This is a genomic window from Actinomadura xylanilytica, assembly GCF_030283145.1.
GTDB lineage: Bacteria > Actinomycetota > Actinomycetes > Streptosporangiales > Streptosporangiaceae > Spirillospora > Spirillospora xylanilytica.
This window is the reverse complement of the sequence record NZ_JASNWE010000004.1, coordinates 631,448-653,633: the sequence shown is the minus strand read 5'-3', so window position 1 is coordinate 653,633 and position 22,186 is coordinate 631,448. Positions and strand designations below refer to the sequence as shown.

23 protein-coding genes are annotated in these 22,186 nt (G+C 73.1%); 10 read left to right on the top strand and 13 right to left on the bottom strand.

The window, feature by feature from the left end:
• Nucleotides 1-83 precede the first annotated feature (83 nt).
• Nucleotides 84-395, top strand: a complete 312-nt coding sequence (locus QP090_RS26890; RefSeq protein ID WP_285942193.1) for a hypothetical protein — start codon at nucleotides 84-86, stop codon at nucleotides 393-395.
• Nucleotides 392-739 carry a hypothetical protein gene (locus QP090_RS26885; RefSeq protein ID WP_285942192.1) on the top strand — a complete coding sequence of 116 codons (348 nt, stop codon included), beginning with the start codon at nucleotides 392-394 and terminating at the stop codon, nucleotides 737-739. The genes QP090_RS26890 and QP090_RS26885 overlap by 4 nt, the downstream gene beginning before the upstream one ends.
• 98 nt (nucleotides 740-837) lie before the next feature.
• On the opposite strand, the gene QP090_RS26880 is transcribed toward QP090_RS26885, so the two are convergent.
• Nucleotides 838-1,446 (bottom strand): CGNR zinc finger domain-containing protein, encoded by a 609-nt coding sequence (locus QP090_RS26880; RefSeq protein ID WP_285942191.1) that lies wholly within the window; start codon nucleotides 1,444-1,446, stop codon nucleotides 838-840.
• A 178-nt stretch (nucleotides 1,447-1,624) separates the two neighbouring features.
• Here QP090_RS26880 and QP090_RS26875 point away from each other — a divergent pair, with 178 nt between their 5' ends.
• Nucleotides 1,625-2,044 (top strand): SRPBCC family protein, encoded by a 420-nt coding sequence (locus QP090_RS26875; protein WP_285942190.1) that lies wholly within the window; start codon nucleotides 1,625-1,627, stop codon nucleotides 2,042-2,044.
• 42 nt (nucleotides 2,045-2,086) lie between these two features.
• On the opposite strand, the gene QP090_RS26870 is transcribed toward QP090_RS26875, so the two are convergent.
• The 6 genes from QP090_RS26870 to QP090_RS26845 all read right to left on the bottom strand — a co-directional run bounded on the left by QP090_RS26870 (nucleotide 2,087) and on the right by QP090_RS26845 (nucleotide 7,145).
• Nucleotides 2,087-2,740, bottom strand: coding sequence for a maleylpyruvate isomerase N-terminal domain-containing protein (locus QP090_RS26870; RefSeq protein ID WP_285942189.1), 654 nt, complete (start codon nucleotides 2,738-2,740; stop codon nucleotides 2,087-2,089).
• Nucleotides 2,741-2,818: 78 nt separating this feature from the next.
• A complete protein-coding gene (locus QP090_RS26865; RefSeq protein WP_285942188.1) occupies nucleotides 2,819-3,166 on the bottom strand; it encodes a VOC family protein in 348 nt (115 codons plus the stop codon).
• 56 nt (nucleotides 3,167-3,222) lie between these two features.
• Nucleotides 3,223-3,579, bottom strand: a complete 357-nt coding sequence (locus QP090_RS26860; protein WP_285942187.1) for a DoxX family protein — start codon at nucleotides 3,577-3,579, stop codon at nucleotides 3,223-3,225.
• Nucleotides 3,580-3,705: 126 nt separating this feature from the next.
• The gene (locus tag QP090_RS26855; RefSeq protein WP_285942186.1) at nucleotides 3,706-5,655 is read right to left on the bottom strand and encodes a hypothetical protein; all 1,950 of its coding nucleotides are present in this window, start codon (nucleotides 5,653-5,655) and stop codon (nucleotides 3,706-3,708) included.
• Nucleotides 5,652-6,407: a hypothetical protein gene (locus tag QP090_RS26850; protein ID WP_285942185.1), complete on the bottom strand. Its 756-nt coding sequence runs from the start codon at nucleotides 6,405-6,407 to the stop codon at nucleotides 5,652-5,654. Before QP090_RS26850 ends, QP090_RS26855 begins: the two co-directional genes overlap by 4 nt.
• A gap of 66 nt (nucleotides 6,408-6,473) precedes the next feature.
• Nucleotides 6,474-7,145 carry a Crp/Fnr family transcriptional regulator gene (locus tag QP090_RS26845; RefSeq protein WP_285942184.1) on the bottom strand — a complete coding sequence of 224 codons (672 nt, stop codon included), beginning with the start codon at nucleotides 7,143-7,145 and terminating at the stop codon, nucleotides 6,474-6,476.
• Nucleotides 7,146-7,381: 236 nt separating this feature from the next.
• Between QP090_RS26845 and murJ the strand changes: the two genes are divergently transcribed.
• The 6 genes from murJ (at nucleotide 7,382) to QP090_RS26815 (ending at nucleotide 14,066) form a co-directional block, all read left to right on the top strand.
• A complete protein-coding gene (gene murJ, locus QP090_RS26840) occupies nucleotides 7,382-9,118 on the top strand; it encodes a murein biosynthesis integral membrane protein MurJ (protein WP_285942183.1) in 1,737 nt (578 codons plus the stop codon).
• 5 nt (nucleotides 9,119-9,123) lie between these two features.
• Nucleotides 9,124-9,267 carry an SDR family oxidoreductase gene (locus QP090_RS26835; protein WP_285942182.1) on the top strand — a complete coding sequence of 48 codons (144 nt, stop codon included), beginning with the start codon at nucleotides 9,124-9,126 and terminating at the stop codon, nucleotides 9,265-9,267.
• Between the two features lie 188 nt (nucleotides 9,268-9,455).
• Nucleotides 9,456-10,160 carry a MurR/RpiR family transcriptional regulator gene (locus QP090_RS26830; RefSeq protein WP_285942181.1) on the top strand — a complete coding sequence of 235 codons (705 nt, stop codon included), beginning with the start codon at nucleotides 9,456-9,458 and terminating at the stop codon, nucleotides 10,158-10,160.
• 8 nt (nucleotides 10,161-10,168) lie between these two features.
• The gene (locus QP090_RS26825; protein ID WP_285942180.1) at nucleotides 10,169-11,755 is read left to right on the top strand and encodes an N-acyl-D-amino-acid deacylase family protein; all 1,587 of its coding nucleotides are present in this window, start codon (nucleotides 10,169-10,171) and stop codon (nucleotides 11,753-11,755) included.
• Between the two features lie 52 nt (nucleotides 11,756-11,807).
• Nucleotides 11,808-13,211 carry a TRAP transporter large permease subunit gene (locus QP090_RS26820; protein WP_285942179.1) on the top strand — a complete coding sequence of 468 codons (1,404 nt, stop codon included), beginning with the start codon at nucleotides 11,808-11,810 and terminating at the stop codon, nucleotides 13,209-13,211.
• Between the two features lie 18 nt (nucleotides 13,212-13,229).
• On the top strand, nucleotides 13,230-14,066 hold the full coding sequence (locus QP090_RS26815; RefSeq protein ID WP_285942178.1) for a serine hydrolase: 837 nt from the start codon (nucleotides 13,230-13,232) through the stop codon (nucleotides 14,064-14,066).
• A gap of 54 nt (nucleotides 14,067-14,120) precedes the next feature.
• Here the strand turns inward: QP090_RS26815 and menC are convergent, their stop codons facing one another.
• Together menC and QP090_RS26805 are read right to left on the bottom strand one after the other, a co-directional pair.
• Nucleotides 14,121-15,311 carry an o-succinylbenzoate synthase gene (gene menC, locus QP090_RS26810; RefSeq protein WP_285942177.1) on the bottom strand — a complete coding sequence of 397 codons (1,191 nt, stop codon included), beginning with the start codon at nucleotides 15,309-15,311 and terminating at the stop codon, nucleotides 14,121-14,123.
• 79 nt (nucleotides 15,312-15,390) lie between these two features.
• Nucleotides 15,391-16,167 carry a hypothetical protein gene (locus QP090_RS26805; protein WP_285942176.1) on the bottom strand — a complete coding sequence of 259 codons (777 nt, stop codon included), beginning with the start codon at nucleotides 16,165-16,167 and terminating at the stop codon, nucleotides 15,391-15,393.
• 172 nt (nucleotides 16,168-16,339) lie between these two features.
• On the opposite strand from QP090_RS26805, the gene QP090_RS26800 reads away from it, so the two are divergent.
• Nucleotides 16,340-17,497, top strand: a complete 1,158-nt coding sequence (locus tag QP090_RS26800; protein WP_285942175.1) for a M20/M25/M40 family metallo-hydrolase — start codon at nucleotides 16,340-16,342, stop codon at nucleotides 17,495-17,497.
• A 200-nt stretch (nucleotides 17,498-17,697) separates the two neighbouring features.
• Here the strand turns inward: QP090_RS26800 and QP090_RS26795 are convergent, their stop codons facing one another.
• From QP090_RS26795 to QP090_RS26780, 4 genes are all read right to left on the bottom strand, one after another.
• Nucleotides 17,698-18,195, bottom strand: coding sequence for an isoprenylcysteine carboxyl methyltransferase family protein (locus QP090_RS26795; protein ID WP_285942174.1), 498 nt, complete (start codon nucleotides 18,193-18,195; stop codon nucleotides 17,698-17,700).
• Nucleotides 18,196-18,259: 64 nt separating this feature from the next.
• Nucleotides 18,260-19,351 (bottom strand): type III polyketide synthase, encoded by a 1,092-nt coding sequence (locus QP090_RS26790; RefSeq protein WP_285942173.1) that lies wholly within the window; start codon nucleotides 19,349-19,351, stop codon nucleotides 18,260-18,262.
• A 601-nt stretch (nucleotides 19,352-19,952) separates the two neighbouring features.
• Nucleotides 19,953-20,768 (bottom strand): hypothetical protein, encoded by an 816-nt coding sequence (locus QP090_RS26785; protein ID WP_285942172.1) that lies wholly within the window; start codon nucleotides 20,766-20,768, stop codon nucleotides 19,953-19,955.
• A gap of 2 nt (nucleotides 20,769-20,770) precedes the next feature.
• Nucleotides 20,771-22,060, bottom strand: a complete 1,290-nt coding sequence (locus QP090_RS26780; protein ID WP_285942171.1) for a VWA domain-containing protein — start codon at nucleotides 22,058-22,060, stop codon at nucleotides 20,771-20,773.
• Between the last annotated feature and the right edge of the window lie 126 nt (nucleotides 22,061-22,186).

The following is a 22,186-nucleotide window of genomic DNA, read 5'->3' as shown; positions in this document are numbered from 1 at the left end:
TCTGGTTGCTGAGAAAAAGGCGGCCCCGGCCGGTGCGGTGAACACCGGGACCCGGGGCCTTGGCCCGAAGGGAACTCGGACCCATGGACGATCGTACGGGGCGAGAAGCGTGGCTCGCGGCGCTTGGCGCCCATTTGGCCGCGCGGCGCTTCGAGGTGGAGTTGACCGCCCGCGGGCTTCAGGTGACCAATCCCCGGGAGCCCGGATGCTGTGAATCGGTGGTGATGGCGGGCGACATGATCACTTGTTCGCGGCGCGGCAGCGACGGCGGGCGTTTGTGGTTCTTCACGTCGTGGCGGGAGCCGATCGCGCCGGCGGACGAGATCATCAACGCGGCCGTCTTCATCCACGGCTACCTGAGCAGGCGTCCCGGGACGGCGGGGTCGGGACGGTGACCGTCGCGCTGGATCTCGATACGGGACGGGCGGCGGCCGAGCTGCGGCGGCGGTTCCCCGGAGTGTCGGTGTGGCGCGGCAGCGTCACCGGCCACTGGTGGGCGATCGCCCGGGCCCGGTCGGGACGTGACTGCCTGGTGGAGGCCGCCAACCCCGTCGCCCTCGGACGATGCCTCGAAGAGCTCGGCGCCCACGGATTCACACCCCGTCCTCAGCGCGGTGTGCAGAACGGCGCGGCGATGCGGTCGATTCCTTCCCCGCAGAGATCCCGCATCGCCGCGTCCACGAAGAGGCGTCCTTGGGGCGGGTGCCTGCGGCGGCTGTTCCGCTGCCTGCTCGCCTGAGGCCGTCCAGCGGCGGGATTGCGTAGAAATGGGGACGGCTGGATGACGTCGCGACCGGTGTGGATTCCCTACTGCTGGCGATGGCTACGGGGACCCCGTCAGGGCGCGGTGGACTTGCGGTGGTGAGAGGCGCGGGCCTTGGCGCGGTTCCCGCATAGGTCCATGGAGCACCAGGTCCGGCGCCGATTGCGGGAGTGGTCGTAGTAGGCCCATCGGCAGCTCGGCTCCCGGCAGGCCTTCAGTCGCGTCCACGTGCCTTCCACCACGGCCTCGGCCACGACGGCGAGCAGCCTGGCCAGCGCCGCCTCCACCGGCACCCGGGCACAGGCGACCAGTCGGGGCGGGGAAACGGTCACGTCGAGCATCAGCGGGAAGTCGCGGGTGAGTTCGGCGAGTTCGACGCGGGCAGTGGGGTTGAGGCCGTCCGGGCGTGGGCTCGAGACCGGCTCGGTGTTGTTCTCGGCGATCAGCGCGCGCAGTCCCTCGCGGATCCGTTCGGCACGGTCGCGCTGCTCGGCGTTCAGCACCGTGTCGACCGGTATCAGGCCGCGGGCGTGCAACCACTCCGCCAGCTGTCGCGGAGTTCCTATCTCGTCGCCGTCCCTGCGGCGAGTGTTGATGAACTCCTCGATCACGCGCAGCGGCATCGGCGCCGTCCCGGCCGTGAGGTTGTCCGGCCCAGGCTCGGCAGCACGCTCATTAGCCATGTCTCACAGCCTAACCAGCCATAGGCGATGGTAAGGTGCCTAACCGGCGTAACGGATACATCGGTTAGATCAGGAAGGCTCGCGGTCGAGCGTCAGCATCAACCGATTCCGCGTCGTCGCCACCTGGACGCGCCCAGGGCTCGCGATCGGTTTCCAGCCACTACAGAAGAGAACAGACATGGCCTCCGTGCAAAAAGAGATCATCATCGATGCCGACCCCGCGGACGTGTGGGCGATCATCGGCGACTTCACCAACGGGCCCGTCCGGATGGCACCGGGCTTCGTCACCGACAGCCGGCTCGACGAGCCGGACGTCAGGGTCGTCACGTTCACCGACGGAACCGTGGCGCGTGAGCGGCTCATCGCGCTCGACGACGAGACACGCCGACTCGTCTTCTCCATCATCGGCGACACCATGCAGCCGACACACGACAACGCGTCAATGCAGGTCTTCCCCCACGGGGACGACCGCAGCCGGTTCGTGTGGATTCACGACGTGCAACCGGACCACCTCGCCATCCCGATGGGCGGCGCAATGGACCACGGCTTGAGCATCTTCAAGCAGACGGTGGAGTCCTCCAGCGAGCACCTCGGTTAGGGCCTGAGCACGGCTGGCGCGGGAGCGTCCCAGGAACAGGCCCTAACCGAGGATGAGCGGGAGTCGTGCTGCGAGCTCGCCCAGCGCGGCCTCCTCCGCGCCGGTCGGTGTGCGGCGTCCGGTGCCGATCAGCAGCGCGTTCGTGTCGGAGAGCGAGGCGGGGAACGGGGCTTCGGCGATCGTCTCCAGCGACGCGCGGGCCGCCGCGAGGGTCTCGGCGGGCGGTTCGGCGGCGGACGGCAGGTGCGCGATCAGGTCGAGGTGGTGCAGCGTCCATTCGAGCACGTACACCGACAGGTAGTCGCCGACGGTCAGCACCTTGTCGCGGGTGCTGACGCGGGCGGCGGGATCGGCGAGAACGGCGGCGCGGCCCGCCGCGGAACCGACGTCGTCGAGGTGGAACTTGAGCCACCGCGGCTCGCCGTACGCGGCGGCCAGCCGGGGGACCAGCGCGTCGAGCGGGTCCTCGCCGGTCGGGGGTTGGACGAGGTCCCAGTAGGTGGCCGCGTCCGCGGTCGGTTCGGTTTCGGCGGGCGTGACCAGGGTGATCAGGACGTCCTGCGCGTCGATGACCAGGTGGCACGCCAGGTCCCGGACGAGCCAGCCGGTGCAGCCGGACGGCCGCTCGAAGTGCTCGTCCGGGACGTCGGCGACCGCCGTGCGGAGCGCCGTCCACGCGCGTGAGAAGAGATCCACTGCGGCACGGTAGCCCCGGACCGGAACGGCGGACAACCGTGCCCGGCGTGGCCTCGGCCGCCACGGTGGCGATCACCTTCAGCGGTGGCCCAGCACGTTGACCACTCGGCCGTTGGGATCGCGGACGAAGAACCGGCGCACGCCCCACTCCTCGTCCCGCAAGGGATGCACGATCTCCGCGCCGCTCTCCCGCACGGCCGCGTAGACCGCGTCCACATCGTCCACCTCGACGCTCATGTCGGCGGTGACCGGTGCGGTCCTGTCGCCGGCCATGAAGCTGACCTGCGCCGCCGGGCTGGAGGGGGAGGCGAGCGTCATGATCCAGCCGAGGTTCATGACCTCCTCGAAGCCCAGCAGCCCGTAGAACTCCCGGCTCTCCGGCACGGCCTCCGACTGGACGTTGGGCACGACACGGCGAACGGCCATCGACGACTCCAAGTGAGAATTGATCTGCCTCTGAGACTTCCCCATCTTCCCGCGGGTCACCAGGGGCCGTGGTGGAGCAGGCCCAGGGCCAGGGAGGCCGCCGCGGTGGAGAGGAACACGATCCCGCCCACGATGTCGCGGGAGCCCACCCGCAGGTGGGCGGTGATCGCGCCGATGAAGTACAGCACGAGGCCGGAGGCGGCGAGGGTTCCCAGGAGCGGCATGGCGAGTCCGGCCGGCAGCCCCACGGCGCCCGCCGCCAGCAGCGTTCCCAGCACCGGTACCCACGTCCGGGGCACGCCCTTCATGTCCGCCTGGGTCTTGGGGTATTCGTGGCCGATCAGGTAGAAGACGGCGGCGGCACCGTTGATGACCGCGCCGAGGATGGTGACCGTGACGTAGGCGGCGAACATGATTCTCCGTTTCTGTGGGGGGAGTGGTGTCGCTGCGCACTCCGTCGCGTGATGTCGTTCTCCTGGACGACGAGTCGGTGACCCGATGTGTGACATCGGTCGGCAGCCGGGCGTGCCAAACGCGGCCTAAGAGGCTCGGCGGGGTGCGGTGACCCGGTCGCGGGCCCAGATCATCAGGATCCGGAGCAGCCGGAGCCACCAGGTCTGGGTGAGCGCGACGACGATCTCGTCCCGGATCCGCCGCCTGGTCCGGTCGCCGGGGTCGGCGGCGGCCCAGTGGCGGGCGAGGTCGATCACCCGGTCCGGGACGGGACGTCCGGCGTCGATGAGGACCCGCACGATCTCGCTCCGGACGTGGGCGTGGTGCAGGGCGGTGTCCAGCCAGAGGCCGAAGACCCCCCCGACGTCCAGGACGGGGTCCGCCGACAGTGCCGCACCCCATGCCGGTGCGAACTCGTGGACCGGCCGGTGGACCAGGATCTCCGGGACGCCGGCCTGGGTGACGTCCGCCGCAAGATCCAGGAAGATGATCGCGCCGGTGCGCATCCGGCGGCGGCGCGCGGCGACCGACACGCGGCCATGCTCGCCGCTCCAATCGAGCGCAGCGTCGATCACCGCACGGCGCTGCCCGGCCTGGGCGAGGCTCCGCGCCGCGCCGACCACCTCCTGCCGCACCTGCCCGTTGCCGTGCGTCGCCAGGTGCTTGAGCCGGGTCAGCGCGATCGACGGGTACGCCTGGCCGAGGGGTTCGCAGACCCGCGCGATGGTCAGCTTCAGGGTCTGATCCGTCCGGGCCTTGTACGCCCAGTCGTACAGGCCCCGCCTGATCTTGCCGCCGACGCGGCTGTGCAGGCAGGTCTGGGACAGCAGGATGTACGCCGGGCCGGAGAGCTCGGCCTCGGCCCACGACTGCGCCGAGGTGAGGATCCGGTCGTGCAGGCCGTCCGCGGCGGCCAGGTCGGCGAAGACCTCCGCGATCAACGTGCGCTGCGCGGGCGCCATGTTGGCGTCCAGGACCAGGTCCGACAGCCACGACATCAGGTCGGGACGGGTCAGCGGGTAGTCGTCCCAGACGTGCCGCAGGACCGAGCGTGCGAAGCCGTGCCGGCGGAACACGATCCGGCCGTCCTCGGAGTCGGCCTCCAGCAGGTCGCGCAGGCCCGCGGCGGGGGACCAGGCGAGCCCGGAGCCGTTCACCTCGGTCCGGAGCTGCCGCGCCAGCGCGAGGGCGGCGGCGTAGACGTCGATGTCGGTGGCGGGCTGAAGCGTCGCCGCCGAGATCATCAGGGCGCGGTCCTGCGGTTCGGGATTGGTGCGGAACCACTGCCGCAGCTCCTGTCCCCATCCCCGGTACGCCTGCACCACCTCGGCCTGCATCGCGGTGAGGTCGCCGCCCCTGGACGTGACGTCCTCGACGATGTCGGCGAGCCTGCGGGCACCGGCGGGACGCGCCCGCTCCAGAAGCGCCCGGGCCTGCGTCCAGCGCGCCCACCCGGGCCCGGCGTAGCCGCGGACGGTCAGCCGGTGCCGGTAGACGTCCACCGCGTCCGGCGGCTCGACCTCGATGAAGGGGACGGGCAGGTTGAGCCGCAGCCGCTGGTCCTCGTCCCCGATGATCGCGACGTAGCCGCCCGCGGCGTGCGCGGCGTCCAGGCACCGGACCAGCCCCTCCGACTTCTCGTCGGCGGCGCGCACGAGGTACCCGCACGGGCCGGCGGCGCGGATCTCCTCGCTGTCCTCCATGTCGCTCGCGAACCGGCGGATTGGGATGTCGGGACGCAGCTCGCTCATCGCGGCGATGGCGGCCGTCTCGCGACCGCTCCCGGGCGGGCCGCCCAGCAGTGCGGCCCGGTCCGCCTCCAGTGCCTTGACCACCAGGTCGTGGTTGGGCGCGGGGACGTGGCAGTTCACCCGGTCGACGACCTCGCTCGGGCCGAGGAACAGCGCGGGCCGTCCGCGCATGAACTTCTGCACGTGCTGGATGACGTCGCCGCCGACCACGTTGCCGACGACGTTCTGCGCGTCGTCCCCGGAGAAGTCGAGGTCCTTGAACGACTGCTGCCACGGCGCGGTCACGAGCGCTCCTGCCGGAAGCTCCCGCCGATCTGGTTCCCGATGACGTTCTGCGATCCGTCGCCGTTGAACTGCATGTTCGAGAACGTCTGCCCGCCGGGCGCGGGCGCGGGCGGCGTCGGCTCGGGATCGCCGGACGGCCGTCCGTCCTCGGGGGCCTGCGCGCGGGACGGCTTGGGCACGTACAGGTAGGCGGGACGGTCGTACTGCTTCACCGTGACCTGCACCGGCGTGAGCCGGCTCGGCTTCAGGCTGGTGTAGCCGCCGCTCACGAACATCTCGAACGCCTCCGACGAGACGGCCACCGCGGCGAACGTGACGCCGGGATCGCTCTGCTTCAGCGCGTCCCGGAGCGGGGTCGAGTCGAGCAGCCTGCACACGTTGATGGTGGCGGTGGAGATGCCGGCCGTCACCGGGGTCTGGTCGTCGACCATCCCGACGTGCAGCGCCACCCGCAGGCGCAGCCGCAGGTCGCGGGCGCGCAGCTTCGGCGCCGCGGCTTCGAGGACGTCCTGGAGCCGGTCGCCGAACTCGCCGATCAGCGGGACCATCGCGTCGAGCGGCAGGACGGCCAGGACCCCGTCGCCGGTGCTCTGCTGGAAGTGCGCCGCGGCCCATTCCCTGCCGAGCCCGCTGAGGCCGCACGCCTGATCGAGGGCCTCGCGGATCTCCAAGTGCAGGTCGGGCAGATGAGCGTCGGGGTGGTGGCTGAACTTCTCGGCATCGACGACGAGCAGGCTCCGGAACGGGGGCATGGTCATGGTCCTTTCGACTGGGGGGTACCAACGATTCACGCGGTCGCGCGGGCCCGCTGTCTGAATTCAGACACCCTCGTGTCCCGGACCGGCCATCGCGGTCAGCCCGCGCAGGTCGGTGATGACGATCCCGTGGTGGGACGTGGCGACCAGCCCGAGGCGCCGCAGGCGGGCCAGCTCGGCCGCGACGGTGCTGCGCGCGAGACCGGTGGCCTGCCCCAGCTCCGCCTGCCCGAGCGTGACCACGGCGGACGCGGCGGGGCCGGACGCGGCGGGGCCGGACGCGTCGGGGTCGGACGCGGCGAAGCGGAGCAGGGCCTGGATCAGGCGGGGACCGGCGGGGAGGCCCGCGATCTCGGCCCGCCACGCCTCACCCTCGCGGATGCGTCCCATCGCGCGAATCAGCAACTGGGTCTCCCACCCGGCCGACCGCGCCAGGTGGAGGAAGCGGTCGGCCGGAATGGCCCGCGTCTCGCAGGAGTCGATGGCCACCACGGTCGCCGACCGGTCGCCGCCGCCCAGCACCGAGATGTCGCCGAGGATCTCGCCGGGCCCGCGGATCGCCAGGATCAGCACCGCGCCGTTCGGGGCCGTGCGTAGAACCTTCACCCGCCCCGCGAGCAGGACCAGCACGTACGCCGCCGGATCGCCCTGCCGCAGCAGTACGTCCCCCGCGTCGAAGGACCGCGCCGCGCCCGCCGTCGCGAGCCGTTCCCACCCTTCCGCCGAGACATTCACGGGTCTTTTCTTGCACATTTCTCAAGAGAGTCAAGCCGTCATGCGAACTTTCCGACAGTTCCGGTAAAAAATCCCCAGTGCGCCTGGCAGAGTGCCGGCGGCGACGGGGACGCCGTGGGTGCGGCGGTGACCTCGTCCCAGGGGACGCGACCCCTGTGATTTGATGTTCGGCGGCTCCATGATCAGGACCTTGGGCGGCGTCGAAGGGGAGTCCGGGCACTTCGGGGGAGAATTCGGTGACGCATGACTCGCAACCGGCGGCGGAGCCGGACCCCGTCCCCTATGTGCCCGCGGACGCCGAATCGGAGGCGCTCGACCAGGGGGAGGCGCCCCCGGCCGGATCGGGCGGCGGGCTGTTCCGGTCCAGCGCGATCATGGCCGCGGGCACGTTCGCGTCCAGGATCACCGGGGTCGTCCGCACGATGGTGCTCGTCGCGGCCCTCGGGACCCAGGCGCTGGGCGACACCTTCAACACCGCCAACACCATCCCGAACATCATCTACGAGACCCTGCTCGGCGGGGTGCTGACGGCCGCGCACGTCCCGCTGCTGGTCCGCGCGCGGCAGCGTTCGGCCAAGTACGGCGAGGAGTTCGAGCAGCGCCTGTTCACCCTGCTCCTCGGCACCCTCGCGCTGTTCACGGCCGCCGCGATGGCCCTCGCGCCGCTGCTGATCCGGATGTATACGGGCGGCTTCCCGCCCGCCCAGCGCGACCTGGCCACCGTCTTCCTGCTGTTCTTCCTCCCGCAGATCTTCTTCTACGGATTCAGCGCGGTGGCCGGCGCGTCGCTGAACGCGCAGGGACGGTTCGCCGCGCCCATGTGGTGCCCCGTCCTCAACAACGTCGTCGTCTGCGCCGTCGGCCTCACGTTCATCTTCGTGGCCGGCGGGCCGGTGGACCCGGACACCATCACCGGCGGCGAGGTCACCCTCATCGCGGTCGGCACGACCGTCGGCGTCGTCCTGCAAGCGCTCGGCCTGATCCCCTCGCTCTACCGGATGGGGTTCCGCTGGAGGCCGCGGGTCGACTTCCGGCCCGGCGAGCTGAGGTCGATGGGCACCATGGCCGGCTGGACGCTGGTCTTCGTGGCCGCGCAGCAGCTCGGCCTGTTCGTCTACACCAACATCGCCAACAGCGCGGGGGCTCGCGGGGTGGAGGAGGGCATCCGGTACGGCGTCGGGCTCACGCCGTGGGTGAACGCCTACCAGTTCTTCCAGCTCCCGTTCGCGATCGCGGCCGTCTCCGTCATCACCGCGCTGTTCCCCCGGATGAGCCGCAGCGCCGCCGAGGGACGGCTCGACCGGGTCGCGGACGACCTGTCCAGCGGGCTGCGGCTGTCACTGATCATCATCATCCCGTCGGCACTGCTGCTCTTCGGCCTCAGCGCCGAGATCTGCGTGGTGTTCTTCGCGCACGGCGCCACCGGGATCGCCGACGCGCTGGTGATCGCCGACGTGCTGCGGGTGTTCGCCGTCGCGCTGATCCCCTATGCCGCGCTGCAACTGCTCCAGCGCGGCTTCTACGCCATCACCGACACCCGCACCCCGGCGCTGGTCGGCATCTTCACCACGGTCGTCAGCATCGCCCTCGCCCTCGCCGGGTACCGGCTCCTGCCGACCGACCGCATCGTCATGGGCATCGCGTTCGCGCAGGGCGTGGCCTGGACCCTCGGCTGCGCCGTCATGGCCGTCCTCCTGCACCGCCGCCTCGGCACCCTGCACGGACGCGCCATCGCCGCGCCCATCGTCAAGGCCGTGCTCGCGGGCCTCCCCGCGCTCGTCCTCACGCTGGTGATCCACGCGTTCATCGTCCGCCGGTTCGGCCAGGGCCTCGTCCCCGCGCTGACCGGCCTGGCGACCGGCGGCCTGCTGGGCGGCGCGCTCTTCCTCCTGCTCGCCCGCCTCCTGCGCATCGACGAGATCACCGCCCTGGGCCGGACGGTCGCCGCCAGGCTCCCGGGCCGCCGCCCCTGACCCCGGTGGGGCGGGCGCTTCCCGCCGGGCGCTGGGGCCGTCCGGACGACGTGGCCCGGCTCGTCCGCTGGCTGGCCGGTGACGACAGCGCCTGGATCACGGGGCAGATCATCGACTCCGAGGGCGGCTTCCGGCGCTGGGTGATGTGACCGCGCGGGCGGCCGGGCGGAGCGGGGCCGAAGATACGTTACATATCGGCAACATTGGCGGGCGGGACGGCCGGGGCGAGCGGATGGGTTCAAATTGGAACGTATGAGGTCATTGACGTATGTCGGGCGGCGTTGCTACAACAAGGGGGCTTCAACATAAGGTACATATCCACGAGCGGGAGCGAGCGTTGAGCGATGAGTCCCCCGGACGGTCCGGGCCGGTGGCGGCCGAGGACCGGCGGGACGCGGCGGCGGCCGAGAACCGGCGGCTGAGCAGCCCGGACGCCCGGTACGGGGCCCGGCTGCGGCGGCCATCGTCGGCGTCGGCGCTGCTCAGCGCGGTGATCGAGGCCGAGCGCGCGAACCTGGAGACCACCATGGCCGGGCTCCAGGCCGACGGCGCCCTGGAGCTGGCGTCCGCCCGGATCGTCGCGGCGCGGCGGCGGTTCATCCTCGGCAGCGCCAAGAGCCGCGCGCACGCCACGCTGCTGCACCTGGAGCTGTCGGCCAGCCTCGCCGGCGTCACCCTGATCGACGAGGCCGCGGTGCGGGCCATCGACGTGCTCAGCGACGTGCGGCCGACCGACGTGCTGGTCGCGTTCTCCTTCCGCCGCTACGCCCGGCCGACGATCACGGTCGCGCGCGAGTTCGCCGCCGCGGGCGGGCACGTCGTGGCCATCACCGACGACGCGGGCAGCCCGCTGGCCGAGGCGGGCGACACCACGGTGCTGGTCGGCACCGGAAGCGCGTCCTACAGCGACTCGCCGACGGCCATCTCCGCCGTCGTGCACGCGCTGGCCACGCTCACCGCCGCCAGCGCGAAGGGCGCCCGGCGGCGGCTCGCCCGGCGCGAGGACCTCGCGCACGCCCTGACCATCTACTCCGACGAATGAGGGGCGGCATGAACGACCCCGAGGTGGTGATCACCGGCGGCGACGTGCTGGACGGCACGGGCGCCGCGCCCCGCCGGGCCGACGTCGTCGTGCGCGGCGGGCAGATCGCCGAGATCGTCCCGCCCGGTGCCGCGCGCGCCGGGGCGGGCGAGGTGCTGGACGCGTCCGGGCTGGTGGTCGCCCCCGGGTTCATCGACCTGCACTCGCACGCCGACTTCAGCGTGCAGGCGCACCCGGCCGCCGACACCGCGGTGTACCAGGGCGTCACCACGCTGCTCGGCGGCAACTGCGGGTTCTCGCCGTTCCCGGTCGCCGACGCCGCGGCGCTCGCCGGCGCGGTCGGGTTCCTCGGCTCCGAGCTCGACTGGAGCTGGACCGACCTGGACGGGTACGCGGCGGCCGTCGAGGCCGACCCGCCCGCGATCAACATGGCCGCCCAGGTGGGCCACCAGGCGCTGCGGATGGCCGTCGTCGGCGCCGGTGAGCGCGCCGCCACCGGCGCGGAGCTGGCGCGGATGCGGGCGCTGCTGGCCGAGTCCGCCGAGCAGGGCGCGTTCGGGTTCTCCACCGGCCTCATCTACGCGCCCGGCTCCTATGCCTCCTCCGATGAGGTCGCCGCGCTCGCCACCACCGCCGCCGAGCACGGGCTGCTGTACTCCACCCACATGCGGGACGAGACCGGCGGGCTCCTCGCGGCCGTCGCCGAGGCGCTGGACGCGGCCCGCGCCTCCGGGGCCCGGCTGGAGATCTCCCACCTGAAGGTGATGGGCCCGGCCAACCACGGCGCGGTGCACGCGGCGCTCGCCATGATCGAGGACGCGCGGGCCGGGGGCGTGGACGTCACCGCCGACGTCTACCCCTACACCGCCTCGTCCACCACGCTGACGTCCCGGCTGCCCGCCTGGGCGATGGACGGCGGCCCCGAGCGGCTGCTCGAGCGCCTGATGGATCGTTCCACCCGGGCCCGGATCGCCGCCGCGCTGCGCGCCCGCTTCGGCCGCGACATCGCGCCCGAGGGCGTGGTCGTCGCCGAGCTGCCGGACGGCCCCTACACCCGGTTCACCGGACGCAGCCTCACCGACATCGGCGCCGAGCTCGGCACCGACCCCGCGGACGCGGCGATGGAGCTGCTGGCCGCGCACCAAGCCACCGTCGCGATCGTCAACCACGCGATGGACCCCGGCGACGTCGCGGACGTGCTCGCGCACCCGCTGGTGAGCGTGGCCAGCGACGGCTGGACGCTGCGGCCGTCCGGGCCGGGCCGTCCGCACCCGCGCAGCTTCGGCACCTTCGCGCGGGTGCTCGGCCGGTACGTCCGGGAGGACGGGCTGCTCACGCTGCCCGAGGCGGTGCGGAAGATGACCTCGCTGCCCGCCTCCCGGCTCGGCCTGACCGACCGTGGCGAGGTCCGCGCCGGGCTGACGGCCGACCTGGCCGTCTTCGACCCCGGCACGGTCCTGGACACCTCCGACTTCGCGCACCCGTGGCGGCTCGCCACGGGGGTGCGGCATGTGCTCGTGCGCGGCGTCCCCGTCCTGCGCGACGGCACGGCCACGGGGGCGCGTCCCGGACGCGTCCTGCGCCGTGCCGGATGAGCGATCTCGACCGGATCCCGTACGCGGGATCCCTGCTTGAAGAGGAGCGCCTGTGAGTAGCGCTATTACGCTCGGCGGACGTTGGGAGCGCAAGCAGATCACCGCGGTGGTGTGCTTCGCGGTCTGCGTCCTGGCGAGCGTCGTGCTCGCGGTGGCCGGCGGCGAGGCCGGGCTGTGGGGCCTGATCCCGATCGTCCTGTACGCGGTGCTCGCGCTGCTCGGCGTCGACGTGGTGCTGGCCACCATCGGCGCCGTGCTGGTCGCGGCGATCATGACGCGGACCGCGCCGGTGCCGCTCGGCCAACAGCTCGCCACCTCGATGGGCTCGCTGGTCGCGGTGATCGGCCTGATCATCCTGCTCGGCGCCGGGCTCGGCCAGGTGGCCCAGCAGACCGGCGCCGCGCAGGCGCTGGTGCGCACCGTGATGGGCCGGATCGGGCTGAGCACGCCGACCCGGGTCCAGTTCGGGGTGATGGCGTCCTCGCTGGTCATCGTGGGCGCGCTCGGCACGCTGGCGGGCGGCAACGCGATCATCGCGCCGATCGTCATCCCGATCGCGGCGCGGATGGGCTGGCGCCCGCCCGCCGTGGCGGCGATGTTCCACGCCGCGGGCGCGGCCGGGCTGATGATGGGCCCGTTCACCCCGCCGGTCGTGACGATCACGGCCGCGGCCAAGCTCTCCTATGGGGAGTACTTCCTCAAGGCCGGGCTCCCGGTCGGCGCGGTCACCATCATCACCGGGTTCTTCATGGCCCGCTGGATCCAGAAGCACACCGACCAGGAGTACACCGCGGCGGACGCCGCCGAGGGCGCCGCCGACGCCGCGCCGAGCGCCGCCGGACGGCGCGCCGCCATGACGTTCGTGGGCGTGCTGGTGGCGCTCGCGGTGTACGGCGTGTGGATGAAGGCCGGGTACTCGTACGCGCTGGTGGTCATGGTCGTCACGGCCGCCGCGACGGGACTGGCCGGACGGCTCGGGCCGAAGGCGACGACCGAGGCCGTCTACGCCGGGGCGTCCCGGCTGATCTGGCTGTTCATGCTGTTCTGGCTGCTCGACCCGCTGCTGACGCTGGTGGAGAAGACCGGCGCGTTCGCGACCATCTTCGACGCGCTGAAGCCGGTCATGCCGGAGGTCGGGCCGTTCGTGTTCCTGCTGCTGGTGGTGGGGATCGGCTACGTGCACGCGGTGCCCGGCGCCGCCGTCGCCCAGGTGGTGCTGATCAACAAGCTGTTCAGCCCGCTGGTCGCCTCGCTCGGCATCCCGCCGGCCGCGTGGTCGGTGGCGCTGCTCGGCACCGCGCAGATCGACCAGCTCGGCCCGTACCCGACCGCCGACATGATGGGCCAGATGGGCCTGGCCCGGTCCAGCGACCTGCGGATGATGCTGTTCAACGGCTGGGCCATCATGGCGGTCAACACGGTCGGGTTCATGGTCCTGTTCGCGGTCCTGCTCTAAACGTCGATCGGGGGGTTCATGCGCGACGAACTGGACGAACTGGCCCGGCGCGCGGCCGGGTGGGGCGGCGCGCTCGGCGTCGTCGCGCACGACCTCGGCTCGGGCGAACGGGTCGCGGTCGGTGCCGGCCGCGCCTTCACCGCCGCGTCGGTGATCAAGCTGCCGATCATGATGACGCTGCTCTCCGGCGCCGAGGCGGGCCGCTGGTCGCTGGACGACCGGCTGCCGCTCGGCCCGGAGGCCTCGGTGGGCGGCAGCGGGATCGTCAAGGACCTGGTGGACGTGCCCGACCTCAGCGTGCGGGACCTGCTCACGCTGATGATCGTGCTCAGCGACAACACGGCCACCAACCTGCTGATCGACCTGGTCGGCCTCGATGGGGTGGCCGCGTGGTGCGCCCGCAACGGGCTGCGCGGCACCGTCCCGGCCCGCCGGATGCTGGACGCGGCGGCGCGGGCGCGCGGCGAGGAGAACCTCACCACGCCGGACGACGTCGCCGCGCTGCTGGCCGGGCTGGCGCGCGGCGAGCTGCTGGACGGGCCGTCCACCGCCCTGGCCCTCGACGTGCTGGCCCGCCAGCAGACCAACGACCGCCTCCCGCGGCACCTGCCCGCGGGGGCCCGGCTGGCGCACAAGACCGGCGAGCTGGTGGGTGTGCGCCACGACGTGGGCATCGTCCTGGCCGAAGGCCGTGCGCCGCTCGTCGTCGTCGCGCTGACCGAGGCCGCCGGGCCGGCCGGGGCCGCCGCGGACGCCGGGGCAGGCGGGCCGGCGTCCGCCGAGGTGGAGGAGCGCGCGGCCGACCTCATCGCGGAGGTCGGCCGCGTCGTCTACACCGCCACCGGCCTCATCTGACCCGGACAGGAGTAGGCCCCCGAGCGAAGGCTCGGGGGCCTACTCCTGTCCGGGTCAGACGCGGAAGGCGTCGGCGGCCTGGGCCCGGACGAACTCCTCGTCGACCTCGTGGCCGAGGCCGGGACCGGAGGGGACCTCGACCATCCCGTCCACCGCGCGGATGGGCGGCGCCACGATGTCGTGCGCGTAGTACTTGTCGGAGCCGGACACGTCGCTGGGCAGGTCGAAGCCGGACAGCGACGCGATGGCCACGTTGGCGGCGCGTCCCACGCCGAACTCGTGCATGCCGCCGCACCACACCCGCCAGCCGGCCGCGACCGCCCGCTCGTGCGCCGCCCGCGCGGCGGTCAGCCCGCCCATCCGCGACACCTTGATGTTGAGCACGGTGCCGGCGCGGAGCGCGATCGCCGAGTCGAGCTGGTCGAGGTCGTCGACGGACTCGTCCAGGCAGACCGGGGTGCCGATCCGCTCGGCCAGGCGGGCGTGCGCGGCCAGCGCACCGGGGGCGAACGGCTGCTCGATCAGCAGCAGCCCGAGGGCGTCCAGCTCGCGCAGGGTGGCCAGCGCCTCGCCCGTCTCGGGGTACACGCCGTTGGCGTCCACCTGCACCGCCAGGTCCGGATGCGCCGCGCGGACGGCGCGCACGGGCGCGACGTCCCAGCCCGGCGCGATCTTCAGCTTGATCCGCCGGTAGCCGTCCGCGACGTGCCGTCCGACCTGGGCGAGCAGCTCCTCGACGGTGGGCTCGATGCCCAGGCTGACTCCGGCGGCGACGCGGTCCCGGGTGCCGCCGAGCGCGTCCGCCAGCCGCGTCCCGGACGCCCGCGTCCACAGGTCCCAGCAGGCGATGTCCAGGCCCGCCTTGGCGAAGTGGTGGCCGCGGATCTTCGCCCACGCGCGGCCCGCGTCCGCCGGATGGTCCCACTCGGAGCCCACCAGCGCGGGCGCCAGGTACCGCTGGAGGATCATCCAGCAGGTGTCGACGGTCTCGGGGCAGTAGTACGGGTCGCTCGGCGAGGCGATCTCGCCCCAGCCGACCGTCCCGTCCGCGCCGGCCACCCGGACCACGATGTGCTCCAGGTGGGACTTGCGGTGCGAGCTGGTCTGGAAGGAGTGGACGAGCGGCAGGCTCAGCCGGAACGCCTCCACGGCGGCCACGGTCGGACGGGCCGCGGCGGGGCGGGGACCGCCCGGCCGCGCGGCGGCGGTCCGGGGGCCGTCCCCCGGACGGGGATCAGTCGGCATCAGGTCTCCAGGTAGAGGGCGGGCGCGCCGGCCGGCGTGCGGTGCGGGCCGGGGTGGCCGGGTCGGCCGGGGCGGTCGTTCATGCGTCCCGGACGAACCGGTAGACGGCGGTGTCGCGGTCCACGACCTGGCAGGAGACGGCCGCGTACCCGTCGGCGACCAGCGCGCCCATCGCGTCCGCGACCCGTTCGCGCAGCGCGACCGCGGCGTCCCGGCCGGCGGCCAGGAATGCCTCCCAGTCGCTCGGCAGGCCGACCAGCTCGGCCTCGCCGTCGCGCGCCCGCTCGCCCCAGCCGACCCGCGGCGGCGGCGCCGGCCGCGCCGCCCGCGCGGGGATCTCGGCGGTCAGGTCCCACTCGGCGATGAGCCGATCGGTGCGCATGCCCCGGTCGCGGCCGACCTCCTCGACGCCCATCAGGTTGGGCTCGAACCACCGGGCCACCGCGCCGAGCACGTCGAGGTTGAAGTGCGCGTTGCGGGTGCGGACGGGGTCGAACGCCCAGCGCATGGCGGTCACCCCCGTGGTCAGCACGTGCGCGCGCTGGCCGAGCTTGAGCGCCCGGCCGACGCCGCGTCCCTGCTGGTCGGCGCGGACGGCCGCCATCTGCGAGTAGTGGTAGACGGCGCCGGACGGGTCCACGCCCCCGAAACCGTAGGCGAAGCCCACCATCTCGGCGCCGTCGAACGCCCCGACGACCGAGCCGCCGTTGTGGATCAGGGAAATCAGCAGGCGCGGGCTCACCGCCGGGTCGGTGGCGCCGAGCCCGAAGACCTCGCGGTACAGCTCGACGGCGGCGCGCATCTCGGCGGGCTCGGACAGTGGCCGCACCTGGACGGCCGATGGGTTCGACGGCATCGCATCACTTACTGTCAGCACATGTCCTGACCTAGATATGTTGTGGATCTATGTCCTGGTTGTAGCATCGCTCCACGTCAGCGTCAAGAATGGTGGCCGCATCGTGCGGGCTTACGATCCGTATGTTCGCGCACGAAGATCAGTGCTCGTCCACCGACCGCACAGGAGAGACATGACCGCGATCGCCCCCGAGACCGCCGCCGCCATCACCGCGGCCGTCGCCGCGCAGCTCGACTACGGCCGCGCCCGCCTCCGCGAGTACGCGCTGGCCGAGTCGCCCAGCGGCGACGCCGAGGCCCTCGCCCGCTGTGCGGACCTGGTCGCGGCGGGGCAGGCGGCCAGCGGCGGGCGGGTGAGCCGGGTCCCGTCCCCGCACGGCGACCACCTGGTCACCTCATGGGGCCCGGACGGCGGCGGCCACCTGCTGGTCGTCGGCCACTACGACACCGTCTGGCCGGTGGGCCGCCTCGCCGAGATGCCCTACACCGACGACGGGACGACCGTCACCGGGCCGGGCGTGCTCGACATGAAGAGCGGCCTGGTCGCCCTCGAGATGGCCCTGCGCGCGCTGGCGGACGCCGGGATCGCGGTGCCCGCGCCGGTCCGCGCGGTCGTGGTGGCCGACGAGGAGGTCGGCAGCCCGACCGGCCGCGCGGTCGTCGAGGCCGCCCTCCCCGGCGCCGCCGCGGTGATCGGGCTGGAGTCGCCGCACCCCGACGGTGCCTGCAAGAGCGCCCGGCGCGGCAGCACCCGGATCGCGCTGCGGGTGCGCGGCAAGGAGGCGCACGCCGCCCTCGACCCCGACCGCGGCGTGTCCGCGATCGACGAGCTGCTCGACCAGCTCGCCGCCGTCCGCGCCGCGGTCCCCGGCGACGGCACCACGCTGTGCAACATCGGCCGCGTCGAGGGCGGCACCCGCGCCAACGTGATCGCCGCCGACGCCTGGGCGGAGATCGGCCTCCGCTTCACCGACGCCGACGCTGAGCGCCGGATGCTCGACGTCCTCGAGAACGCCCGCCCGATCCGCGCCGGCGCGACGGTCGAGGCCGAGGTGCTGACGTCCCGTCCCACCTGGCAGGACGACCCCGCGAATCCGCTCTTGGCCCACCTGGCGGCGGTGGGCGCCGCGCTCGGCCAGACGATCGAGGGCCGCCCGGCGGCGGGCGCCGGCGACACCAACCTGCCCGGCTCCCGCGGCCTGCCCACCCTCGACGGCCTGGGCCCCCGCGGCCGGGGCGCGCACGCCCCCGACGAGCACATCGTCCTGGCCGCCCTGCCCGAACGCGCGGCCCTGCTCGCCGCCCTGATCGCCGCCCCCTACCGGGCCTAGGGCCTGTCTCAAAGTGCCTCGGCCGTCGGCGAGCGCGTTATCTGGCCGGTGGGGCGATGCCGGAGGCGAGCCCCACCGGCCGGATCGCGGAGCGATGTCGCGTTCGCCCAAGCCAGGTCGGTGTCCGAGCCGCCAGGCGAGGACGCCGGGCCGGGCTTTGAAACACGGCCCAGATTGACCAACGTCCCTGGGCAGTACACCTAGAGCACGGGCGGGGCCTGCGGGGAGCCGGGCGGAGCGCTCGTCATGGCCGCGGCCTGGTGGAGTGCGTCATCCTCGACACCGATCCGGATCCTCAGCAGGCCCAGATTGGCGACCGTGAAGATCAGGGCCGTCAGCCAGGCGGTGTGGACGAGCGGCACCGCGACGCCTTCGACGACCACCGCCAGGTAGTTGGGATGGCGCAGGTAGCGGTAGGGGCCCTTGTCGATGAGCCGGAGGCCGGGGACGATGATCACCCGGGTGTTCCACTGCTCGCGCAGGGTGGTGATGCACCACCAGCGCAGTCCCTGGGCGAGGACGCACACCGCCAGCATCGGCCATCCCAGGGCGGGGATGAAGGGCCGGTCGAGCAGCCATGCCTCCAGGGGCGCCCCGGCCAGCAGGAGCGTCTGGAGGACGAAGAATCCGGGGTAGTGCCGCCGGCCGTACTCGATGCCGCCGCGCCGCCTGGCCCACGCCAGATTGCGGCGGGACACGACGAGCTCGGCGAGCCGCTCGGCGGCGACGAGCAGGATCAGCAGCGTGTAGGCGAGCAGGGGATCACCACCGCAGCAGCAGCAGTTCGGCGGAGAACCCGGGTCCGAGGGCCATGAGCAGGCCGGGCTCGTCCTCGGGCCGGTGCCGCCGCGCGATCGTCTCCTCCAGTACGTTCAGCACCGAAACCGACGAGAGGTTGCCGAGCCGCTGGAGCGAGTGCCAGGTGAGGTCGAGCTCCCCGTCGTCCAGCGCGAGGACCTCGGCGATCTTGTCGATCACCTTGGGGCCGCCGGGATGGCAGACCCAGGAGGAGACCTCGCCGGGGGACAGGCCGTGGTCGGCGAGGAACGCGGTGACGTCGTCGCCCAGGCTGGACTCGACGATGTCCACCAGGTCGGCGGCCAGGACGATGCGGAAGCCGTGCTCGCCCACGTTCCAGCCCATCAGCCGCGCCGTGTCGGGATAGAGCCTGCTGCGGGTCGCGACGACACGGGGCCCGACGGGGCCCCGCTCCGGCCCGGAGCCGTTCGCCAGGGCCGCCGGCGGCTCGTCCGCCTCCCGCCGGTCGCCGATCGCCGCGACCGCCGCCGCGCCGTCGCCGAAGAGGCCGCTGCCCACCAGGTTCGCCATCGAAGCGTCGTCGTGCTGGACGGTCAGCGAGCACAACTCGACGCAGACCAGTACCGCGACCTGGTCCGGCCAGGCGCGCAGGTAGTCGTGCAGCCGCGACAGCCCCGCCGCCCCGCCCGCGCAGCCCAGCCCGAAGACCGGCAGCCGCTTGACGTCCTCACGCAGGCCCGCCCGCTGCGCCAACGCGGCGTCCACAGAGGGCGTCGCCACTCCGGTCGAGGAGCAGAAGACCAGGTGGTCGACCTGCCGCGGATCGATCGAGGCCGCCTCCAGCACCTCCCGGACCGCCTTCGTCCCCAGGTCGATGGCGGTCTCGATATAGAGGTCGTTGGCCGCGGTGAACCCGGTCAGATTCTCGTACTCCTCCAGCGGCAGCGCCAGGTTCCGCCCTGTCACCTGGGTGGCCGCGTGGAACCGCTCGAGCAGCCTCTGGTCGCCCGCCGTCCACCGCTTGACGGCCTTGGTGATCTGATGCTGCTCATAGCGATGTTCCGGAAGCACGGTTCGTACCGCAACTACACGCATGAGACATTCACCCCATCTGTTCCCATGCCCACAACTGCGACGCCGACACCGCTGACCACGGTGAAGCGTCATGGGTGGAGAACTCGGCGGTCAGGTGAACTGGATCAACGGGGCGTTCGGATCGGGCGAGTCGACGCTCGCCGCCGGTGCCGCTTCCGAGGGGCGGCACCGGGCTCGCCGGTGTTCCCCCTCCGTAGCTCCTCGACGGACCCGGCGATGCTCTCATCATCGATCGCAGACAGTTCCGCGGCGTCCAGCGCCTCGGCGATCGCTGGCGAACGGCACGAGCGTCGGCGGCGTGGACGGGCACTCCGGCCGGACGATCTGTGGCCGGTCACGGCCGGTGTTGTCCGGGGTCCTCGGGACGGCGGGGGACGGCTGTTTCGTCCTCGCCGCATTCCGGGCTTGTGCGGTCATCGGACGGCTTGCGCGGCGGCCCTTGTCCGGCCGGAGGCCGCCTGCCGAACAGGGCGGCCAGGAGCGCCCTGGAGTACAGCGCCATAAAGCTCATGCTCGTCCCTTTCCAGGTCCGCGGCCGGTTCCGGCGCGATTCGCGAGGCGGCCGGGCACCGGTGCGGTGCCCGGCCGCGGGCGCGGTGGTTCAGCGGGGAGCGGAGAACCAGCGGCGCGGATGGCGGGTCAGGCTGAACCCCGCCACGGCCGCGATGGCGGCGAGGACACCGCCGCCGAGCGTCCACCACCACCGGCCGGACGGCCAGGAGAACCAGCCCTTGACGCGCTCGGCCGGCTTCGGCGCCGAACTGACGGCGGACGGCGACGCCGCCGGCGCGGCGTCCGGAGCCAGGGTGGTCCCCGGGTTGACGGCGGGGGACAGCGGCGCCTCCAGCTTCGCGCCCGCCGGCTGCGCGTCGCCGTCCTTCGCGGTGATCTGCACGTCCGCGCGGATCGGCAGGCCGAGGTCCGGCTCGGGCAGGTCGCTCGCCGACAGCCGCAGGTAGTAGGTGCCCGGCAGAGGGTCGTCCGACCACGGCTCGGCCCAGGCGCGGACCTGACGCAGCGTGCAGTGCAGCCTGACGCTCGTCGCGCTCGCCGCCGCTGTCGCGTTCTGCGGACCGGCCGTGCACGCCTGGCGGCGGCGCAGCCCGTCGAAGACATCGGCCGTGTACGTCGCGGCGCCGTGGCGGCTCGCCGCCGGGGGCAGCGCGACGGTCACCGTGATCCGGTCGGTCTGCCCGGCGGCGGCGGCGAACGACCAGTACAGATGGTCGCCGGTCGAGGCGGACACGCGGACCGGCTGCCCCGGTTCCACGGTGGTCGCCGTCAGGAAGGACGTCCCGGCGGTGCCGATGGCCGGACGGGGGCTCGGGGAGGAGCCGTCCGCGGCGGCCGGTCCGGCGGCGGCCAGCAGCAGGACGGCGCCGGCGGCCGGGGGGAGGAGGAGGGGGGCGGCGCGCATGGTCAGTTCTCCTTCCAGATGGCGACCCGCCAGCGGGCGAGCCATCCGGTGATGAGACCGGCGACCAGGCCGGTCCCGGCGAGCACGGCCAGCAGCAGCCAGCCGCGGCCCAGGTCGGGCCCGCCCGGCGCGTCCGAGGAGCGCACCAGGTCGACGGTCAGCTCCAGCGGCATGCCGGGCGCCGTCCGCACGGAGGCGGGGGCGGAGAAGGAGTTGCTGACCACCAGGCAGACCGTCCCTTCGCCGGACCCGCCGCCCGGCGTGGGCGACGCGGACACGTCCGTCTCGGGCCGCTGGTCCGACCAGCGCAGGCCGGTGGACTGCACGTCGGTGCGCCCGCTGCCCGCGCCGGTGCCGCGGACGAGTTCCTGGCCGCCCTGGGACACCGCGCGCAGCAGTACCCCGTAGTCGGGGTTCAGCTTCCGGTCGAGCGCGACGCTGACGGAGGTGCGCAGCTCCTGCCCCGGAGCCACCGACACCCGGTACCAGCGGTGCTCGCCGAACCGCTCCCGGTCGGTGTACACGCCGGGGGCGAGCACCGGCGCGTTGGCGCACTGCGCGCCCCCGGCCACCTTGTGCGGGGTCTGCTTGTAGGTCGTCCTGGCCCGCTGGACGAGCTGGTTGAGGCGGCCGGTCAGCTCCTGCTGGTGCTGGACGGCCGTGTACGTCCCCCCGGTCGCGTCGGCGATGCAGGTGAGCTGCCGGCGGACCTTGTCGTCCAGGGTGAGCCCGAGGGTGTCCACGACCAGGTGCGTCCCCTGGGCGGCCAGCTCGCGGGCCACGTCGCAGGGGTCGGGCGGCGAGCAGGTGTCCTCGCCGTCGGTGATGAGGACGATCCGCCGCGTCGTCTCACCGGTGCCGAGGTCCTTGGCGGCGGCGCGGAGCGCGAGCCCGATCGGGGTCCAGCCGGTCGGACGCAGCGTCGCGATCGCCGCCTTCGTCTCCACCTTGTCCATCGGGCCGACCGGGGCGATCTGCTGGGTGTCCTTGCAGCCGACGGCCTTGGAACTGCCAGGGAACCGGTACCGCGACCCGAGCACCCGGAAGCCCAGCTGCGTCTCCGCCGGCAGGGCGTCCACCACTTCGCCCATGGACTGCTGGGCGACCGACATCCGGCTGCGCCCGTCGATGTCCCGGGCGCGCATCGAGCCGCTGACGTCGAGCACCAGCTCGACCTTGGGCGGCTCCGCGGCACCACCGTCATCGGCGGAGACGGCCGGCGTGCCGAACAAGGTCAGGGCGGCCGACACGCCGAGCAGACAGCCGCCCGCCAACCATCGTCTGGTGATCATCAGAGGATCCTATTGACGCCCGGCGGGCCCCGAGACCAAGATCGGCGACTACCCTCGCCGGGCCTCGCGCCGGGAACACGGCCGGGCCCGGTGCGCGCGGCCTCCGGGACGCGGCGGACCGGCCGG

Bases quoted from the DNA above. Each gene is read 5' to 3' on its own strand.
- QP090_RS26825 (WP_285942180.1), top strand. From the start codon at position 10,169: ATGAACGACCCCGAGGTGGTGATCACCGGCGGCGACGTGCTGGACGGC.
- QP090_RS26860 (WP_285942187.1), bottom strand. From the start codon at position 3,579: ATGTTCGCCGCCTACGTCACGGTCACCATCCTCGGCGCGGTCATCAAC.
- QP090_RS26805 (WP_285942176.1), bottom strand. From the start codon at position 16,167: ATGCCGTCGAACCCATCGGCCGTCCAGGTGCGGCCACTGTCCGAGCCC.
- QP090_RS26890 (WP_285942193.1), top strand. From the start codon at position 84: ATGGACGATCGTACGGGGCGAGAAGCGTGGCTCGCGGCGCTTGGCGCC.
- QP090_RS26880 (WP_285942191.1), bottom strand. From the start codon at position 1,446: ATGGCTAATGAGCGTGCTGCCGAGCCTGGGCCGGACAACCTCACGGCC.
- QP090_RS26790 (WP_285942173.1), bottom strand. From the start codon at position 19,351: ATGCGTGTAGTTGCGGTACGAACCGTGCTTCCGGAACATCGCTATGAG.
- QP090_RS26865 (WP_285942188.1), bottom strand. From the start codon at position 3,166: ATGGCCGTTCGCCGTGTCGTGCCCAACGTCCAGTCGGAGGCCGTGCCG.
- menC (WP_285942177.1), bottom strand. From the start codon at position 15,311: ATGCCGACTGATCCCCGTCCGGGGGACGGCCCCCGGACCGCCGCCGCG.
- QP090_RS26815 (WP_285942178.1), top strand. From the start codon at position 13,230: ATGCGCGACGAACTGGACGAACTGGCCCGGCGCGCGGCCGGGTGGGGC.
- QP090_RS26780 (WP_285942171.1), bottom strand. From the start codon at position 22,060: ATGATCACCAGACGATGGTTGGCGGGCGGCTGTCTGCTCGGCGTGTCG.
- QP090_RS26850 (WP_285942185.1), bottom strand. From the start codon at position 6,407: ATGCCCCCGTTCCGGAGCCTGCTCGTCGTCGATGCCGAGAAGTTCAGC.
- QP090_RS26875 (WP_285942190.1), top strand. From the start codon at position 1,625: ATGGCCTCCGTGCAAAAAGAGATCATCATCGATGCCGACCCCGCGGAC.
- QP090_RS26800 (WP_285942175.1), top strand. From the start codon at position 16,340: ATGACCGCGATCGCCCCCGAGACCGCCGCCGCCATCACCGCGGCCGTC.
- QP090_RS26785 (WP_285942172.1), bottom strand. From the start codon at position 20,768: ATGCGCGCCGCCCCCCTCCTCCTCCCCCCGGCCGCCGGCGCCGTCCTG.